At 70.0% G+C, this 17,840-nt stretch carries 9 protein-coding genes; 4 read left to right on the top strand and 5 right to left on the bottom strand.

Annotated features, from left to right (window positions below; all coding sequences use genetic code 11):
* Positions 1–4 precede the first annotated feature (4 nt).
* Positions 5–1,264: an MFS transporter gene (locus AC1MEY_RS13405; RefSeq protein WP_480231084.1), complete on the bottom strand. Its 1,260-nt coding sequence runs from the start codon at positions 1,262–1,264 to the stop codon at positions 5–7.
* A 207-nt stretch (positions 1,265–1,471) separates the two neighbouring features.
* On the opposite strand from AC1MEY_RS13405, the gene AC1MEY_RS13400 reads away from it, so the two are divergent.
* Entirely contained in the window at positions 1,472–2,203 is a 732-nt protein-coding gene (locus AC1MEY_RS13400) for a MerR family transcriptional regulator (RefSeq protein ID WP_480231083.1), read from the top strand.
* A gap of 2 nt (positions 2,204–2,205) precedes the next feature.
* Here the strand turns inward: AC1MEY_RS13400 and AC1MEY_RS13395 are convergent, their stop codons facing one another.
* From AC1MEY_RS13395 to AC1MEY_RS13380, 4 genes are all read right to left on the bottom strand, one after another.
* Entirely contained in the window at positions 2,206–3,006 is an 801-nt protein-coding gene (locus AC1MEY_RS13395) for an ABC transporter permease (RefSeq protein WP_480231082.1), read from the bottom strand.
* Positions 3,006–3,785, bottom strand: a complete 780-nt coding sequence (locus tag AC1MEY_RS13390; RefSeq protein WP_480231463.1) for an ABC transporter permease — start codon at positions 3,783–3,785, stop codon at positions 3,006–3,008. The genes AC1MEY_RS13395 and AC1MEY_RS13390 overlap by 1 nt, the downstream gene beginning before the upstream one ends.
* Before the next feature lie 95 nt (positions 3,786–3,880).
* Positions 3,881–5,068, bottom strand: coding sequence for an ABC transporter substrate-binding protein (locus AC1MEY_RS13385; RefSeq protein WP_480231081.1), 1,188 nt, complete (start codon positions 5,066–5,068; stop codon positions 3,881–3,883).
* 30 nt (positions 5,069–5,098) lie between these two features.
* A complete protein-coding gene (locus tag AC1MEY_RS13380; protein WP_480231080.1) occupies positions 5,099–6,199 on the bottom strand; it encodes an ABC transporter ATP-binding protein in 1,101 nt (366 codons plus the stop codon).
* A gap of 161 nt (positions 6,200–6,360) precedes the next feature.
* Between AC1MEY_RS13380 and AC1MEY_RS13375 the strand changes: the two genes are divergently transcribed.
* The 3 genes from AC1MEY_RS13375 (at position 6,361) to acpS (ending at position 17,744) form a co-directional block, all read left to right on the top strand.
* Complete coding sequence (locus AC1MEY_RS13375; protein WP_480231079.1) at positions 6,361–7,371, top strand: NAD-dependent epimerase/dehydratase family protein; 1,011 nt, start codon at positions 6,361–6,363, stop codon at positions 7,369–7,371.
* Between the two features lie 691 nt (positions 7,372–8,062).
* The gene (locus AC1MEY_RS13370) at positions 8,063–17,305 is read left to right on the top strand and encodes a fatty acid synthase subunit beta domain-containing protein (RefSeq protein WP_480231078.1); all 9,243 of its coding nucleotides are present in this window, start codon (positions 8,063–8,065) and stop codon (positions 17,303–17,305) included.
* A 43-nt stretch (positions 17,306–17,348) separates the two neighbouring features.
* Positions 17,349–17,744, top strand: a complete 396-nt coding sequence (gene acpS / locus AC1MEY_RS13365) for a holo-ACP synthase AcpS (protein ID WP_480231077.1) — start codon at positions 17,349–17,351, stop codon at positions 17,742–17,744.
* Positions 17,745–17,840 lie beyond the last annotated feature (96 nt).

Raw genomic sequence — 17,840 nt, 5'->3', positions numbered from 1 at the left:
CCGCTCAGGAGGCCTCGAACGTCTCCAGCAGCGATCGTTCCTGCTCGGCCCGCATCTGTCGGCGGGCCTTGCGGCGCGTGATGAGGATGCCGGTGACGGCCAGCGCCCAGATGACGTACTGCACGGTCCATGCCACGCGGAACGCGTCGAACGAGTAACCGCCGGCGGCGTCGAGGATGGCGCCCATCGCCTGCATGACGAGCAGCGAGGCGAGGAAGCCGCCCATGTTCACCATGCCCTGGGCCGTGCCGAGGGTGGCGCTCGGATTGAAGGTGCGCGCGAAGTCGAACCCGACCATCGAGCCGGGACCACCGACCGAGATCACGACCACCAGCACCACCAGCAGCCACAGCGGTGCGCGGCCGGGCAGGGCGAGTACCACGGTCCAGATCAGCGCGTTGCTGGCGATGATGGTCAGCACGAACCACGACCGCCGGTGCGGTAGTCGCCCGGTGAGGATGCCGAGCACGATGCCCGCGGAGATCGCGGCGACCACCGAGACCGTCAGCAACGCGCCGGCCGCGCCGGTCGACAGCCCCTGGGCGACGGTCAGATACGGCACACCCCACATCAGCGCGAACACGGTGACCGAGAACTGCGTCCCCATGTGCGTGAAGAACCCGAGCCGGGTGCCCGGCCGGAGCCAGACGGTCTTGACCCCGATGAGGGTGCCGCGCACGGTCATCGTCTCCGTGGCCCGCACCCGTCCGTGCGGGGTGTCCCGGACCAGGGCGAACGCCAGCACCAACGCCAACGCGCCGAACGCCGTCACCGACACGTAGGCCGTCGCCCAGCCGGCGCTGCTGAGCAGCGCGAGGAACGGGATGGCGGACAGCACCTGGCCGAACTGCCCGCAGATCCCGGTGAGCTGCGTGAGCAGGGGAACGCGCCGGGGCTCGAACCAGTGCGGGACGAGGCGCAGCACCGAGATGAACGTGAGCGCGTCGCCGAGCCCGACGACGGCGCGGGCACCGATCGCCAGCGGCAGGGAGTCGGTCAGGGCCAGCGTGATCTGACCCGCAGCCATCAGCGCCGCGCCCGTCACGATCAGGACGCGTGAGCCGTACCGGTCCAGCAGCAGCCCCGCGGGGATCTGGGCGCAGGCGTAGACGACCACCTGCAGCACCACGAACGTCGACAGGACGCTCGGTCCTGCGGAGAAGCGGTCGGCGGCGTCGAGCCCCGAGACACCCAGCGTCGTGCGGTCGAGGACGGCGACGATGTAGGCGAGGAGCCCGGTCGACCAGATGATCCAGGCGCGCACTCTTGACATCGTCGCTCGTGGAGGGCGCTCCGGGCGAATCGAGTGACACGTCCGACGAGCGCCGACAGTTCGCTGTAATCGCACACCGGTGTCGGGAGTGCCGGGGGCGTATCTGATCACGGCATTATTCCGGCGTCTATCATGGGCGGGTGGTTCGTTGCGGGGTCTCCGCGCGGACGTCCGGCCGGTAGAGGAGGGTGCGGCGCGATGACCGACTATCGGCTCGACGACCTCGCCGTCCTGTCAGGTGTCAGCGCGCGCAACATCCGTGCCTACCGTGAGCGTGGTCTGCTCGACCCGCCCCGGCGGCAGGGTCGGTCGGCCTACTACGACGATCGCCATCTGGCCCAGCTGCGAGCGATCAGTGGCCTGTTGCGACGCGGCTTCAGCACCGCCCACGTCGCCGAGTTCATCGCCGGCATCCGCGACGGTCACGACCTCGGTGAGGTGCTGGGCATGCACGACGCGATCTTCGGCACCGCGACCGACGGCACCGCCGCCGCGGGGGCGGTCGACCCGTCGGAGCCGGAGGCCGCGCGACTGTCCGAGCTGGGCCTCGCCGACGTCGTCGACGGTGGCCTCGTGTTCACCGACGCGACGGTCGCGGACATCGTGAACCGGTCGCCCGAACCGATGAGCTACGTGCGAACCCTGCTGCGGGTGGCCGACGCGGCGCGCGAGCACGTCGACCAGCTGTCCGCCGCGGTCGTCGAGACGTTGAAGCGGGCCGCCATCGAGAGGTTCGGGGATCCGGACGCCCCCGACGACGAGGCCATGGCGACGCTGCGTCGGGTGGTCTCCGATCACCGGGAACTCGCCGACCGCGTGGTCGCGGACCTCATGGCGGCGTCGATGCAGCGGCACCTGTCCGCCGCGGTCTCGGAGTACACGACCGACGTCCTGCTCGGCGGCAACTGGGAGTCGACGGCGAGCGACTGACGTCAGAGCCGCGTGCCGGCCGGGTCGCCGCCCATGCGCTGGGCGAGCCAGACCGGGATGATCGCCACCACCGTGAGCGCCGCGGCCACCACGTTGATGACGGGCGCCTGGTTGGGGCGGAACAGGTTCCCGAAGATCCAGATGGGCAGCGTCTGCACGGCGGGGCCCGCGGTGAAGGTCGTGACGACGATCTCGTCGAAGCTCAGAGCGAAGGCCAGGATGGCGCCGGCGACCAGCGCGCCGCGCATCATCGGGAACGTCACGTAGCGGAACGTCTGCCACGACGACGCTCCGAGGTCTGCCGAGGCGTCCTCGAGATGCGTTCCGAGTTGGCGCAATCGGGCCTGGGTGTTGTTGAAGACGATGACGACGCAGAACGTGGCGTGACCGACGATCACCGTGGCCATGCCCAGGGTCACACCCAGCGCCGAGGTGAACGTTGCGTTCAGCGCGATGCCGGTCACGATCCCGGGCAGGGTGAGGGGCAGCACCACCAGGAAGCTGATGGTGCTGCGGCCGAAGAACTCGTAACGCTGGACGGCGAAGGCCGCCATCGTGCCGAGGACCAGCGCGATGGCGGTCGCGGCCAACCCGACGACGACCGAGTTGGCCAGCGACGTCCACATGCCCTCGCTGTTGGCGGCCGCGCGCCACCACTGCAGCGTGAATCCGCTCGGCGGGAACGCGAACGACCGGGATGCGTTGAATGCGTTGACGACCACCAGGACCAGCGGCGCGTAGAGGAAGACCAGGACGAGGATCGTCCAGGCTCGCAGGCCGCGGCGGGCGGCGCGGGACAGCATCAGACGTTCTCCAGTGCGCCGGTCCGACGCATCGCGAGCAGGTAGGCGATGATCGCGATCAGCGGGATGGCCGACAGCGCGGCGGCCAGCGGCTGGTTGTTGGCCGTGACCAGCTGGCCGTAGATGACGTTGCCCAGCAGCTGGCTCTTGCCGCCCACGATCGTCACGGCGATGTAGTCGCCCATCGACAGCGAGAACGTGAAGATGGAGCCGGCCGCGATGCCGGGGAACACCAACGGCGCCATGACCATTCGCATCGTCGACCCGTCGGACGCGCCCAGGTCGGAGCTGGCGTCGATCAACGAGTCCGGCACCCGGTCGAAGGCGGCGAACACGGGGATGATCATGTACGGCAGCCACAGGTAGGTCAGCGTGATGACGGTGGCCGCCAGGCCGTACCCGGGGGAGTACCCGGTGGCCCAGTCCAGCGGGCCCTCCGGCGACAGCAGCATCCGCCACGCATAGGCCTTCACCAGGTAGCTCGCCCACAGCGGCGTCGTGACCGCCACCACCAGGACCAGTCGCATCCGCGGCGTCGCGACCTTCGCCATGTACAGCGCGAGCGGCACCGCGAGCGCCGCGCAGATGACGGTGACGAGCAGCGCGACCCCCACCGTGCGGAGCGTGACCGCGCGGAAGAGGTCGTCGGTCAGCACCCGCACCACGTTGTCGGTCGTGAACTCGTGCAGCACCGCGCCGGTGAACGAACTCCTGGTCCAGAACGCCGATACCAGCAGCACTGCAAGCGAACCCAGGTAGGCGACCACCAGCCACGCCATGGGCGGGAGCAGGAGGAACGTCAGGGCCGCGCGACGGCCCGGGCCCGGCCGGGAGCCGGGTGCCTGTGTCGGTGGCGCGTCGGGGGAGGCTGCCGTCACCCCTTGATCTGCTGCCACTTGTCGACCCACTCGTCGTAGGTGGTGCAGTTGTCACCGCTGCCGTCGACGCACTGCTTCTGCGGGGTGGTCCAGTAGTGGATCTGTGCCGCGAAGTCCTGGTCGGTGGCGTGGTAGATGTCGCAGTAGTCCTTCTCTGTGGTGAACTCGCACGCCTTGGTCTGGCCCGGCGCCTCGCCGAAGTACTCGGCGGCCTGGGCATTCACCTGCGGCGAGGTGATCCAGTTCATCCACCCGTACATGCAGTTCGGATGCGCGGCCTTGGACGAGACCATCCACGTGTCCGACCAGCCCGTCGCGCCCTCCTTGGGCAGCACGGTGTTCACCTGCACCTTGTTCTCGGAGCCGATGGTGTTGGCGATGACCTGCCACGTCGTCCCGATCACCGAGGTGCCGGACTCGAACGCCTGCACCTCCTTGGTGTAGTCCGACCAGTACTCGCCGATGCTCTCGCGCTGCGTCGCGAGCAGTTCCGCGGCGGCATCGAGTTGCTCGGTCGTCAGCGAGTACGGATCCTTGATCCCCAACTCCGGCTTGGCCTTCGACAGGTAGAGCGCCGCGTCGGCGATGTAGATCGGCGAGTCGTAGGCCGTGACCTTGCCCTTGTACTTGGCCGCGTCGGTGAACACCGCACCCCACGAGTTCGGGGCGTCGCGCACGACGTCGACGTTGTACATCAGGAGGTTGGCGCCCCAGCCGTGCGGGATGCCGTACATCTGGCCGTCGACCGAGTTCCACGGCTTGTCCTTGAGGAAGCCGGAGATGGTCTCGTAGTTCGGCACCAGCGAGGTGTTGACCGGTGCGACGTCCCCGGCGTAGAGCAACCGCAGCGTGGCGTCGCCGGACGCCGAGACACCGTCGTACTGACCGCTTCTCATCAGCTGCACCATCTCGTCGGACGTGTTGCCGATCTTGACGTTGACCTTGCAGCCCGATTCCTTCTCGAACGGCGTCACCCAGTCCACCGCGGGATCGTTCGAGCCGTTCTCGGCGTATCCCGCCCACGCGATCAGGTTCAGTTCGCCCTCGCCCGGCCCGAGGGCGCCCAGCGGTTCGATCTTCGGCGGTTCCTCGCCCGTACCGCCGCCCGAACCACTCGAGCAAGCCGCCACCAGGGCGACGCACGCGGTCAGCGCCAGTCCTAGTCGGATGCCGTGAGTTCTCATGGGAACACTCCTCAGTCGTCGCGTCGTGGATCAGGTGGACAGGTCGTGCACGGCGTTCTCGGGCCACGCCATCGTGATCCGGGCGCCGTGTTCGAGGTCGTGCGGCAGGGTGGCGGCCGCACTCAGCACGGTTGCGGTGAGCGTCACGCCGGGCGCGGCGACGGCGGCGACGCGGGTGGTCGCGCCGGAGTAGATCACCTCGGCCACGGTCGCCTCGACCGTGCGGGTGCCCGCCGCGCCCGCGTCCCCGGCGGGGAGGACGGCGATGTTCTCGGGACGGACGGCGAAGAGCCCGGGCCGACCGATGAGAGCGGAGGCGGCGTCGCCGTCGATCACGTTGGACGTTCCGACGAAGTCCGCGACGAAGCGGTTCGCGGGCCGCTCGTACACCTCGCGGGCGCCGCCGACCTGCTCGATGCGGCCGTCGTTGAAGACCGCGAGCCGGTCGCAGAGCGTCAGCGCCTCGTCCTGATCGTGGGTCACGATGACGAACGTGATGCCGACCTCGCGCTGGATGGCCTTCAGCTCGACCTGCATCTGCTCGCGCAGCTTGAGATCCAGTGCGCCCAGCGGCTCGTCGAGCAGCAGCACGCGCGGCCTGCCGACGAGGGCCCGGGCCAGCGCGACGCGTTGACGCTGGCCGCCGGACAGCTGCGCGGGTGTGCGCGGCGCGAACTCGGCGAGCCGCACCATGTCGAGCGCGTCGGCGGTACGGGTGCGCCGTTCGGCCCTCGGCACGCCCTTCACCTTGAGGCCGTACTCGACGTTCTCGCCGACGGTCATGTGCGGGAAGAGCGCGTACTCCTGGAACACGGTGTTGACGTCGCGGCGGCGGGCGGGCAGCGCGGTGACGTCCCTGCCCGACAGGCGGATGGTGCCGGCCGTCGGCTCCTCGAAGCCGGCGATCATGCGCAGGACGGTCGTCTTTCCCGACCCCGACGGTCCGAGGATCGCGAACAGCTCGCCGTCGAAGACGGTGAGGTCGGCGCCGTGCACCGCGACGATCTCCGCGCCCCGACCGTGGCCGCGGTCGGGAAACACCTTGCGCAGCCCGGCCAGTTCGATCTGGGGATCGCGTGCCGATGCAGGGGTGGCGACACTCGGCGAGACGTCGACCCGTCCGGAAGGCATGGCTGATCCTATGAATTCCGTGGCGATCGTGCAGCGTCATCTCCGATTACACGTTCAGAACGCGTGTCCACCACCGGTTCCGCAGCATCCCTCACAGCGGCTCCACAGCGACCTGGTCCCGCCGAACGGGTTGGGCAGTCGCTCAGCTTAGGCTCGGCGGCGTGATCGACGGAGCGACGGCGGCGGGTCGCCGACCCAAGAAGCTGGTCATCGGGGCGAGCGGTTTCCTGGGTTCGCACGTGACGCGGCAACTGGTCGCCGCGGGCGAGGACGTCCGGGTGATGGTGCGCCGGACGAGCGCCACCCGCGGCATCGACGACCTCGCCGTCGAGCGGTGTTACGGCGACGTCTTCGACGACGCCGCGCTCGCCGCCGCGATGCGCGACTGCGACGTGGTCTACCACTGCGTGGTCGACGCCAGGATGTGGCTCCGCGACCCCGCACCCCTGTTCCGCACCAACGTCGACGGTCTGCGGCACGTCCTCGACGCCGCCGTGGCCGCGCGACTCCGACGGTTCGTCTACACCAGCACCACCGGCACGCTCGCCGTCAGCCGCGCCCGGCCCGTCACCGAGGACGACCCGCACGAGTGGACCGACGGTGGCGCCTACATCCAGGCCCGGGTGGACGCCGAGAACATGGTCCTGAGCTACGCCCGGGAGAGGGGATTGCCTGCCGTCGCACTCTGCATCTCCACCACCTACGGCCCCGGCGACTGGCAGCCCACCCCGCACGGCGACCTGATCGCGCGCGTCGCCGCCGGGCGCTTCCCGTTCTACCTCGGGTTCTCCGCAGAGGTGGTCGGCATCGAGGACGCCGCACGGGCGATGCTCCTGGCCGCCGACCACGGGTCGCCGGGCGAGCGCTACATCGTCTCGGACCGCTATCTGAGTTCCCGCGAGGTGCACGCGGTGGCGGCCGAGGCGGTCGGCCGGCGTCCGCCGCGCATCCCGCTACCGATGCCGCTGCTGTACTCGGCCGCCCGGATCAACGACGTGGCCGCCGCGCTGCTGCGGCACGACCTGATGTTCGCTGCCGTCGGCATGCGGATGGCGGATCTGATGTCCCCACTGGATCACCGCAAAGCCGAGCGGGAACTCGGGTGGACGCCGCGACCGGTCGAGGAGTCCATCGCGGCGGCTGCCCGGTTCTTCCGGGACCGGGCGCGCTGAGCCTCGTCGGCGGCCACCGGTTCACCGTCACCGCCGGACTTCGTTCCCAAGCCCGACGCCGACGGCGGGTGCGAGGTGGGCGCCCCAACTGCCCGGTGCGCCGGGGCCATCGGGCCGGCGCGACGGCGGGAAGTCGGACGGCGCCGCTGGGGCGCCGTGGACCGTCCCGCGAAACTTACCGATCAGTAAGCTGCGCCAGCAAACATCTGTCAGCCGTGATCTCCCGCGACGGGACACGTCGGCCGGATTCGTCGCGTTTCGCCAGCGTGGGCGGCCGATTTTCGCCCGGCTCGAAAGCCAGATAACGATTCGATAACAATGCCGCTGTGATCAGCGCCGTTGTGGTTACTCGACCGTAACCACGTGCCAACAGGACATTTGTCCCGGAAGGCCGTCGGCGGGCTCGTGAGCCGCGTTACCCAATCCGTGGTTACCCGAGCGTAGAACTCGTCAGTAACCATTTTCGGCCCCGAAGTGGGCCTACCTCTTATGACACTCTTACTAGGGCTGACCCGCACACCAGGTTCGTTTCGAGAGAACCCGGACGGCGTCCCCGCGCCGGGTGTCGGTTCCGGATGTCAGCCACGATTCGACGCCGAATCGCCCTCGCAGAGCAGCGAGGCCCGCAGCCCGGAACGGCACGCCGCAGACGAGAAATACGCGCGAAGAGCGCACGAGGAGATGGCAACACGTGACGATCAACGAACACGACCGAGTCACCACCGGACGCAAGGCGGAGACCGGCGAGAGGGCCGCCCACGGCGCCCACGCCCTCGTCGACCTGCTCAACGCCGGTGAGCCCTACGCGGTCGCATTCGGCGGTCAAGGCGGGAACTGGCTGGAGAACCTCGAGGAGCTGATCAGCTCGGCGGGCATCGAGTCCGAACTGAGCGAGGTCGTCGGCGAGGCCGAACTGCTGCTCGAGCCGGTCGCCCGCGAACTCGTCGTCGTCCGTCCGATCGGCTTCCAGCCGATGCAGTGGGTGCGCGCGCTCGCCGCCGACGAGCCCCTGCCCACGTCGAAGCAGTTGATCACCGCCGCCATCTCCGGCCCCGGCATCCTGCTCGCCCAGATGGCCGCCACGCGTGCCGTCATCCGTCAGGGGCTCGACCTCGCGGGCACCCCGCCGGTCGCCATGGCCGGCCACTCGCAGGGCATCATCGCCGTCGAGGCGCTGCGTGCCAACGGCGTCCGCGACGCCGAACTGCTCGCCATGTCCCAGCTGATCGGTGCCGCCGGCTCCCTGGTCTCGCGCCGCCGCGGCATGGTCGGACGCGGTGACAAGTCGCCGATGGTGTCGGTGACCAACGCCGACCCCCAGCGGATCGCCGAACTGCTCGAAGACTTCGCCAAGGACGTCCGCACGGTCCTCCCGCCCATCCTCTCGATTCGCAACGGGCGTCGCTCGGTGGTCATCACCGGCACCCCCGAGCAGCTGTCCCGCTTCGAGCTGTACTGCAGCAAGATCACCGAGAAGGAGGAGGCCGAGCGCAAGAACAAGTCGCGCGGCGGCGCCGTCTTCAAGCCGATCTTCAACGCGGTCCAGGTCGAGGTCGGCTTCCACACGCCGCGCCTGAAGGACGGCATCGACGTCGTCGACAAGTGGGGCAGCAAGCTCGGCATCGACCGCGAGCTGCTGCACCACTTCACCGAGTCCATCTACATCCAGCCGATCGACTGGGTCGCCGAGGTCGAGCGCCTGCACGACGCCGGCGCCAACTGGATCGTCGATCTGGGCCCGAGCGACACGATCACCCGCGTCACCGCTCCCGTCATCCGCGGCCTCGGCGTCGGCATCGTCGCCGCGGCCACCCGGGCCGGACAGCGCAGCCTGTTCACCGTCGGCGCCGCCCCCGAGGTCGCACCCCCGTGGTCGAGCTACGCCCCGTCGACCATCGAGTTGCCGGACGGCTCGGTCAAGCTGTCCACCAAGTTCACCCGCCTCACCGGCCGCTCGCCGATCCTGCTCGCGGGCATGACGCCCACCACCGTCGACGCCAAGATCGTCGCCGCCGCCACCAACGCCGGCCACTGGGCCGAACTCGCCGGTGGCGGACAGGTCACCGAGCCGATCTTCGACGCCCGCATCGCGGAGCTGACCGAACTGCTCGAGCCCGGCCGCGCCGTCCAGTTCAACTCGCTGTTCCTCGACCCGTACCTGTGGAAGCTGCAGGTCGGCGGAAAGCGGCTGGTGCAGAAGGCCCGTCAGTCGGGCGCCCCGATCGACGGTCTGGTCGTCACCGCCGGCATCCCCGAACTCGAGGAAGCCGTCGACCTCATCGAGGAACTCAACGGCATCGGCATCACCTACGTGTGCTTCAAGCCCGGCACGGTGGAGCAGATCAAGTCCGTCATCAAGATCGCCGCCGAGGTGCCGCACCGCGAGGTGATCGTGCACATCGAGGGCGGTCGCGCCGGCGGCCACCACTCCTGGGAGGACCTCGACGACCTCCTGGTCTCCACCTACGGCGACCTGCGCAAGATGGCCAACATCACCATCTGCGTCGGCGGTGGCATCGGCACCCCGGAGCGGGCCGCCGACTACCTGTCCGGCCGCTGGGCCACCGACTACGGCTTCCCGCTGATGCCCGTCGACGGCATCCTCGTCGGCACCGCGGCGATGGCCGCACTCGAGGCCACCACCTCGCCCGCGGTCAAGCAGCTGCTGGTCGACACCACCGGCACCCCCACCTGGGTCGGTGCCGGAAAGGCGCAGGGCGGCATGGCCTCCGGCCGCAGCCAGCTCGGCGCGGACATCCACGAGATCGACAACGCCGCCTCCCGCTGCGGCCGCCTGCTCGACGACGTCGCCGGTGACGCCGATGCCGTCGCCGAGCGTCGCGACGAGATCATCACCGCCATGGCGAGCACCGCCAAGCCGTACTTCGGCGACGTCGACGACATGACGTTCCTCGCCTGGCTGCGGCGCTACGTCGACCTCGCCATCGGCGAGGGCGACAGCACCGCCGACACCGCCAAGCCCGGATCGCCGTGGCTGGACGTCAGCTGGCGCGACCGCTTCGAGGAGATGCTCAAGCGCGCCGAGGCCCGTCTGCACCCCGCCGACTCGGGACCCATCCCCACCCTGTTCGGCGTCGACGCCGAAGGCGAAGCGCTGCTGGAGGATCCGCAGCGTGCCATCGCCGCTCTGCTCGAGCGCTACCCCGACGCAGAGACCGTCAAGCTGCACCCGGCCGACGTGCCGTTCTTCATCACGCTGTGCAAGACGCTCGGCAAGCCGGTCAACTTCGTGCCGGTCATCGACAAGGACGTCCGCCGCTGGTGGCGCAGTGACTCGCTGTGGCAGGCGCACGACGCCCGCTACACCGCCGACGAGGTCTGCATCATCCCCGGCACCCAGGCCGTCGAGGGCATCACCCGCGTCGACGAGCCCGTCGGCGACCTGCTGAACCGCTTCGAGCAGAAGTCGATCGACGAGGTGCTGTCCTCGGGTGCCCGGCCCGTGCCCGTGGTCTCCCGCAGGCAGGCCCGCGCCGACGTCACCGGTCCGCTGGCCGTCGTGCTCGACTCGCCCGACGTGCTGTGGGCCGGCCGCACCGCGATCAACCCGGTGCACCGCATCGGCGAGCCCGGTGAGTGGCAGGTCAACGAGAACCGTTCGGCGACACACGCATCCACGGGTGCGCGGTTGGAGCTGGCAGGCGATCAGGTCACGCTCAGCGTGCCGCTGTCCGAGGTGTGGATCACCATCCGCTTCACGCTGCCCGCCACCACCGTCGACGGCGGCATGCCCGTCGTCACCACCGAGGACGCGTCCGCCGCGATGCGCGCCGTCCTGGCGATCGCCGCCAACGTCGAGGGCCCCGAGGCGCTCCCGGCCGTCACCGACGACAGCACCACCGTCACCGTGGCCTGGGATCCCGAGGAGGTCGCCGACCACACCGGCGTCACCGCGACGTTCGGCGCCCCGCTCGCACCGGGCCTCACCCTGGTGCCCGACGCGCTGGTCGGCCGCTGCTGGCCCGCGGTGTTCTCGGTCATCGGTTCCGCGGTCACCGACGCCGGCTTCCCGGTCGTCGAGGGCCTGCTGAGCCTGGTCCACCTGGACCACGCCGCGCACCTGCTCGCGCCGATGCCCACCGAACAGGCCGAGTTGACCGTCACCGCAACGGCTTCGGCCGCCGTCGACACCGAGGTCGGCCGCGTCGTCCCCGTCGACGTGACCATCGCCGATGCCTCGGGCACCGTGCTGGCCACGCTGGCGGAGCGCTTCGCGATCCGCGGTCGCAGCGGTCCGGCCGAGCTGTCCGACCCGCAGCGTGCCGGTGGTGCGATCACCGACAACGCCACCGAGACGCCGCGTCGTCGCCGGCGGGACGTCACCGTCACCGCGCCGACCGACATGAGCGCGTTCGCCGTGGTCTCCGGTGACCACAACCCGATCCACACCGATCGGGCCGCCGCACTGCTCGCCGGGCTGAAGACGCCCATCGTGCACGGCATGTGGCTGTCGGCCGCGGCCCAGCACGTCGTCACCGCCACCGACGGACGGGCCACCCCGCCCGCACGTCTGGTCGGCTGGACGTCGCGGTTCCTCGGCATGGTGCTGCCGGGCGACGAGATCGACTTCCGCGTGGACCGCGTCGGCATCGACCGCGGCGCCGAGATCATCGAGGTCACCGCCAAGGTCGACAACGAACTGGTGATGGCCGCGACGGCACAGCTCGCCGCGCCCAAGACCGCCTACGCGTTCCCCGGCCAGGGCATCCAGTCCAAGGGCATGGGCATGGAGGTCCGCGCCCGGTCCAAGGCCGCCCGCAAGGTGTGGGACGCCGCGGACAAGTTCACCCGCGACACCCTCGGCTTCTCGGTGCTGCACGTGGTGCGGGACAACCCGACCGGCCTGATCGCCTCGGGCGTGCACTACCACCACCCCGAGGGCGTCCTCTACCTGACGCAGTTCACCCAGGTCGCCATGGCCACGGTGGCCGCCGCGCAGGTGGCCGAGATGCGTGAGCAGGGTGCGTTCGTCGAGGGTGCCATCGCCTGTGGCCACTCCGTCGGCGAGTACACCGCGCTGGCGTGCGTGTCCGGCGTGTACCCGCTCGAGGCGCTGCTCGAGGTGGTGTTCCACCGCGGCAGCAAGATGCACGACATCGTGCCGCGCGACGAGAAGGGCCGGTCGAACTACCGCCTGGCCGCCATCCGGCCGTCGCAGATCGACCTCGACGACGACGACGTCACCGACTGGATCGCCGAGATCAGCGAGCGCACCGGCGAATTCCTGCAGATCGTGAACTACAACCTGCGTGGGTCGCAGTACGCGATCGCCGGCACCGTCCGCGGCCTCGAGGTCCTCGAGGAGGAGGTCGAGAAGCGTCGCGAGATCTCCGGCGGCAAGCGGTCCTTCATCCTGGTGCCCGGCATCGACGTGCCGTTCCACTCCGAGGTGCTGCGCGTGGGCGTCGCCGACTTCCGCCGGTCGCTCGAGCGGGTCATGCCGCGCGACGCGGACCCGGCGCTGCTGGTCGACCGCTACATCCCGAACCTGGTGCCGCGGCCGTTCACGCTCGACCGCGACTTCGTCCAGGAGATCCGCGATCTGGTGCCCGCCGAGCCGCTCGACGAGATCCTCGCCGACTACGACACGTGGCGCAACGAGAAGCCGCGCGAACTGTGCCGCAAGATCGTGATCGAGCTGCTGGCATGGCAGTTCGCCAGCCCGGTGCGCTGGATCGAGACCCAGGACCTGCTGTTCATCGAGCCCGCCGCGGGCGGTCTCGGCATCGAGCGGTTCGTCGAGATCGGCGTGAAGTCGGCCCCGACGGTCGCCGGCCTGGCCACCAACACGCTCAAGCTCCCCGAGTACTCGCACAGCACCACCGAGGTGCTGAACTCGGAGCGCGACGCGGCGGTGCTGTTCGCCACCGACACCGATCCGGAGCCGGAAGACGAACCGGCCGAGGACGTTCCGGCAACCGCCGCCCCGGCAGCTGCTGCGGCTGCGCCCGCCGCCGCCCCGGCCGCCGCGCCCGCGGCCCCGTCGGGCGGACCCCGCCCCGACGACCTCGGGTTCGACGCCGCCGACGCCACGGTCGCGCTGATCGCGCTGTCGGCCAAGATGCGGCTCGACCAGATCGAGGCGCTCGACTCCATCGAGTCCATCACCGACGGTGCCTCCTCGCGCCGCAACCAGTTGCTCGTCGACCTGGGCTCCGAGCTGAACCTCGGCGCCATCGACGGTGCGGCGGAAGCGGATCTGGCGGCGCTCAAGGGTCAGGTCACCAAGCTGGCGCGTACGTACAAGCCGTTCGGTCCCGTCCTGAGCGACGCGATCAACGACCAGTTGCGCACGATCCTCGGGCCGTCGGGCAAGCGTCCGGCGTACCTGACCGAGCGCGTCACCAAGACGTGGGAGCTGGGCCCGGGTTGGGCCAAGCACGTCACGGTCGAGGTCGCGCTCGGCACCCGTGAGGGATCCAGCGTGCGCGGTGGCGGACTCGGCGGGCTGCACGACGGCGCGCTGGCCGACGCCGCGGCCGTCGACAAGGCGATCGACGCGGCCGTGACCGCGGTGGCCGCCCGCAAGGGCGTCGCGGTGACGCTGCCGTCCGCCGCCGGCGGAGCCGGTGGCGTGGTCGACTCGGCCGCACTCGGCGAGTTCGCCGAGAAGGTCACCGGACCCAACGGTGTACTGGCCAACGCCGCTCGCACCATCCTGGGCCAGCTCGGGTTGGACAACCCGGTCAGTGCCGCCGGCACCGTCTCGGACACCGAGCTGATCGACCTCGTCAGCACCGAGCTGGGCTCGGACTGGCCGCGTCTGGTCGCGCCGACCTTCGACGGTCGCAAGGCCGTGCTGTTCGACGACCGGTGGGCAAGTGCGCGTGAGGATCTCGCGCGTCTGTGGCTCACCGACGAGAGCGAGATCGACGCCGACTGGTCACGTCTGGCCGAGCGGTTTGAGGGTGCCGGCCACGTGGTCGCCACCCAGGCGAACTGGTGGCAGGGCAAGGCGCTGGCCTCGGGCCGCAACGTCCACGCGGCGCTGTACGGCCGTGCGGCGGCGGGTGCGGAGAACCCCGACAAGGGCCGCTACACCCACGAGATCGCCGTGGTGACGGGTGCCTCGAAGGGCTCGATCGCGGCGTCGGTCGCCGCACAGCTGCTCGGTGGCGGCGCGACGGTGATCGCGACCACCTCGCGGATGGACGACGACCGGTTGAGCTTCTACAAGACGCTCTACCGCGAGCACGCCCGCTTCGGCGCGACGCTGTGGGTGGTGCCCGCCAACATGGCGAGCTACTCCGACATCGACGCACTGGTGGACTGGGTCGGCAACGAGCAGGTCGAGAGCCTCGGCCCGCAGTCGATCCACCTCAAGGACGCCCTGACGCCCACGCTGCTGTTCCCGTTCGCGGCACCGCGCGTGGCAGGCGACCTCTCGGAGGCCGGTTCGCGCTCCGAGATGGAGATGAAGGTGCTGCTGTGGGCCGTGCAACGGCTCATCGGCGGACTGTCGCACATCGGCTCCGAGCGGGACATCGCCTCACGGCTGCACGTCGTCCTGCCGGGCTCGCCCAACCGCGGCATGTTCGGCGGTGACGGCGCCTACGGCGAGTCGAAGTCCGCGCTCGACGCGGTCGTCTCCCGCTGGAAGGCGGAGACGTCGTGGTCGCAGCGCGTCAGCCTGGCGCACGCGCTGATCGGCTGGACCAAGGGCACCGGCCTGATGGGCCACAACGACGCCATCGTCGGTGCGGTCGAGGAAGCCGGCGTCACGACGTACAGCACCGAGCAGATGGCGGCGATGCTGCTGGACCTGTGCGACATCGAGTCCAAGGTGGCCGCCGCCCGCGCGCCGATCACCGCCGATCTCACCGGTGGTCTCGGCGAGATCGACATCGACATGGGCGAACTCGCCGCGAAGGCACGCGAGGAGATGGTCGGCGAGTCCGCGCAGGACGACGCCGACGACGACTTCGGCACCATCCGTGCACTGCCGTCGCCGCCCCGCGGCTACGCGGCCGCACCGCCGCCGGCTTGGGACGACCTGGACGTCGACCCCGCCGACCTGGTGGTGATCGTCGGCGGCGCCGAGATCGGGCCGTACGGCTCGTCGCGGACCCGCTTCGAGGTCGAGGTGTCCGGGGAACTCTCCGCCGCAGGCGTTCTCGAGCTGGCCTGGACCACCGGCCTGGTCAAGTGGGAGGACGACCCGAAGCCGGGCTGGTACGACACCCAGACCGGCGACATGGTCGACGAGGGCGAACTGGTGGAGCGCTACCACGATGCGGTCCTCGAGCGCGTCGGCATCCGCGAGTGGGTCGACGACGGCTTCATCGACCCGGATCATGCAGCGCCGCTGCTGGTCTCGGTGTTCCTGGACAAGGACTTCACGTTCGTCGTGTCGTCCGAGGAGGAGGCACGCGCCTTCCTGTCGGCGGACCCCGAGCACACCGTGATCGCCGCGGTGCCCGACGGCGGTGACTGGCAGGTGACCCGCAAGGCGGGCACCGAGATCCGCGTCCCCCGCAAGGTGAAGCTGTCCCGCACCGTGGGCGCGCAGATCCCGACCGGTTTCGATCCGACCGTCTACGGCGTCAGCCAGGACATGGTCAGCTCGATCGACCGGCTGGCGCTGTGGAACCTCGTCACCACCGTCGACGCGTTCCTGTCGGCAGGCTTCACGCCGTCGGAACTCATGCGGTGGGTGCACCCGAGCCTGGTCGCCAGCACGCAGGGCACCGGCATGGGCGGCATGACGTCGATGCAGCGGATGTACCACGGCAACCTGCTGGGCAGGAACAAGCCGAATGACATCCTGCAGGAGGTCCTGCCGAACGTCTTCGCCGGTCACGTCGTGCAGTCCTACGTGGGCAGCTACGGCGCGATGATCCACCCGGTCGGCGCCTGCGCCACCGCGGCGGTCTCGGTCGAGGAGGGCGTCGACAAGATCAAGCTGGGCAAGGCCGAGTTCGTGGTCGCCGGCGGTTACGACGACCTGACGCTGGAGGCCATCATCGGCTTCGGCGACATGTCGGCCACCGCCGACACGGCGAGCATGCGTGCCAAGGGCATCAGCGACTCGAAGTTCTCCCGCGCCAACGATCGGCGCAGGCTGGGCTTCGTCGAGGGTCAGGGTGGCGGAACGATCCTGCTCGCCCGCGGTGACCTGGCGCTGGAGATGGGTCTGCCGGTGCTGGCGGTCGTGGGCTACGTGTCGTCCTTCGGCGACGGCGTCCACACCTCGATCCCGGCACCCGGTCTCGGCGCGCTCGGCGCGGGGCGTGGCGGCAAGGAGTCACAGCTGGCGAAGTCGCTGGCCAAGCTCGGCGTCGGTCCCGACGACATCGCCCTGGTGTCCAAGCACGACACGTCCACGCTGGCCAACGACCCCAACGAGACCGAACTGCACGAGCGTCTCGCGAAGGCCATGGGCCGGTCCGAGGGCAACCCGCTGTTCATCGTCAGCCAGAAGAGCTTGACGGGGCACAGCAAGGGCGGTGCGGCGGCCTTCCAGATGATGGGCATGTGCCAGATGCTGCGCGACGGGGTCATCCCGCCGAACCGCAGCCTGGACTGCGTCGACGAGGAACTGGCGCACGCCTCGCACTTCGTGTGGGTGCGCGAGACCCTGGACCTGAGCGGCAAGTTCCCGCTCAAGGCCGGTCTGATCACCAGCCTCGGCTTCGGTCACGTGTCGGGTCTGATCGCCCTGGTCCACCCGCAGGCGTTCCTGGCTGCGCTCGACGAGCAACAGCGCGAGGACTACCGGCGCAGGTCGGGTGACCGCGTGCTCAGCGGCCAGCGCCGGCTGGCGTCGGCCATCGCGGGCGGCCCCGCACTGTACGAGAAGCCGGCCGACCGCCGCTTCAACCACGACGCCCCGGAGAGCGAGAAGCGGCAGGAAGCCGCCATGCTGCTCGACCCGACGTCGCGGCTGGGCAAGGACGGTTGGTACGGACGGTGAGGGCCCGCGGGTCCCGTGATCGGCACGAGCTAGCTTTCACGGGATGAGCATCGTGGGCGTGGGCATCGACCTGGTCTCCATTCCGGACTTCGCCGAACAGGTCGACCAACCTGGCACGGTGTTCGCGGAGACCTTCACGCCGGGGGAGCGCCGCGACGCCGCCGACAAGAGTTCGTCGGCGGCGCGGCACCTCGCGGCGCGGTGGGCCGCGAAGGAGGCGGTCATCAAGGCTTGGTCGGGCTCGCGGTTCTCGAAGCGTCCGGTGCTCCCCGAGGGGATCCACCGCGACATCGAGATCGTGACCGACATGTGGGGACGTCCGAGGGTGCGGCTCACCGGCGCGATCGCCGAGCACCTGAAGGACGTCACCATCCACCTGTCGCTGACCCACGAGAACGACACCGCGGCCGCCGTCGCCGTCCTCGAGACCGCGGGGTAGCAGCTCCACCCCACCGGCGAGCGTGCGTGTCTGCCTGGCCCACTCCACCGGCGAGCGTGCGTGTCTGCGGGCGACACGCCGTCGCGAAACCGGACT

It is taken from the genome of Mycobacterium sp. PTI7 (assembly GCF_056679845.1).
This window is presented reverse-complemented; position numbering and strand designations above follow the sequence as displayed.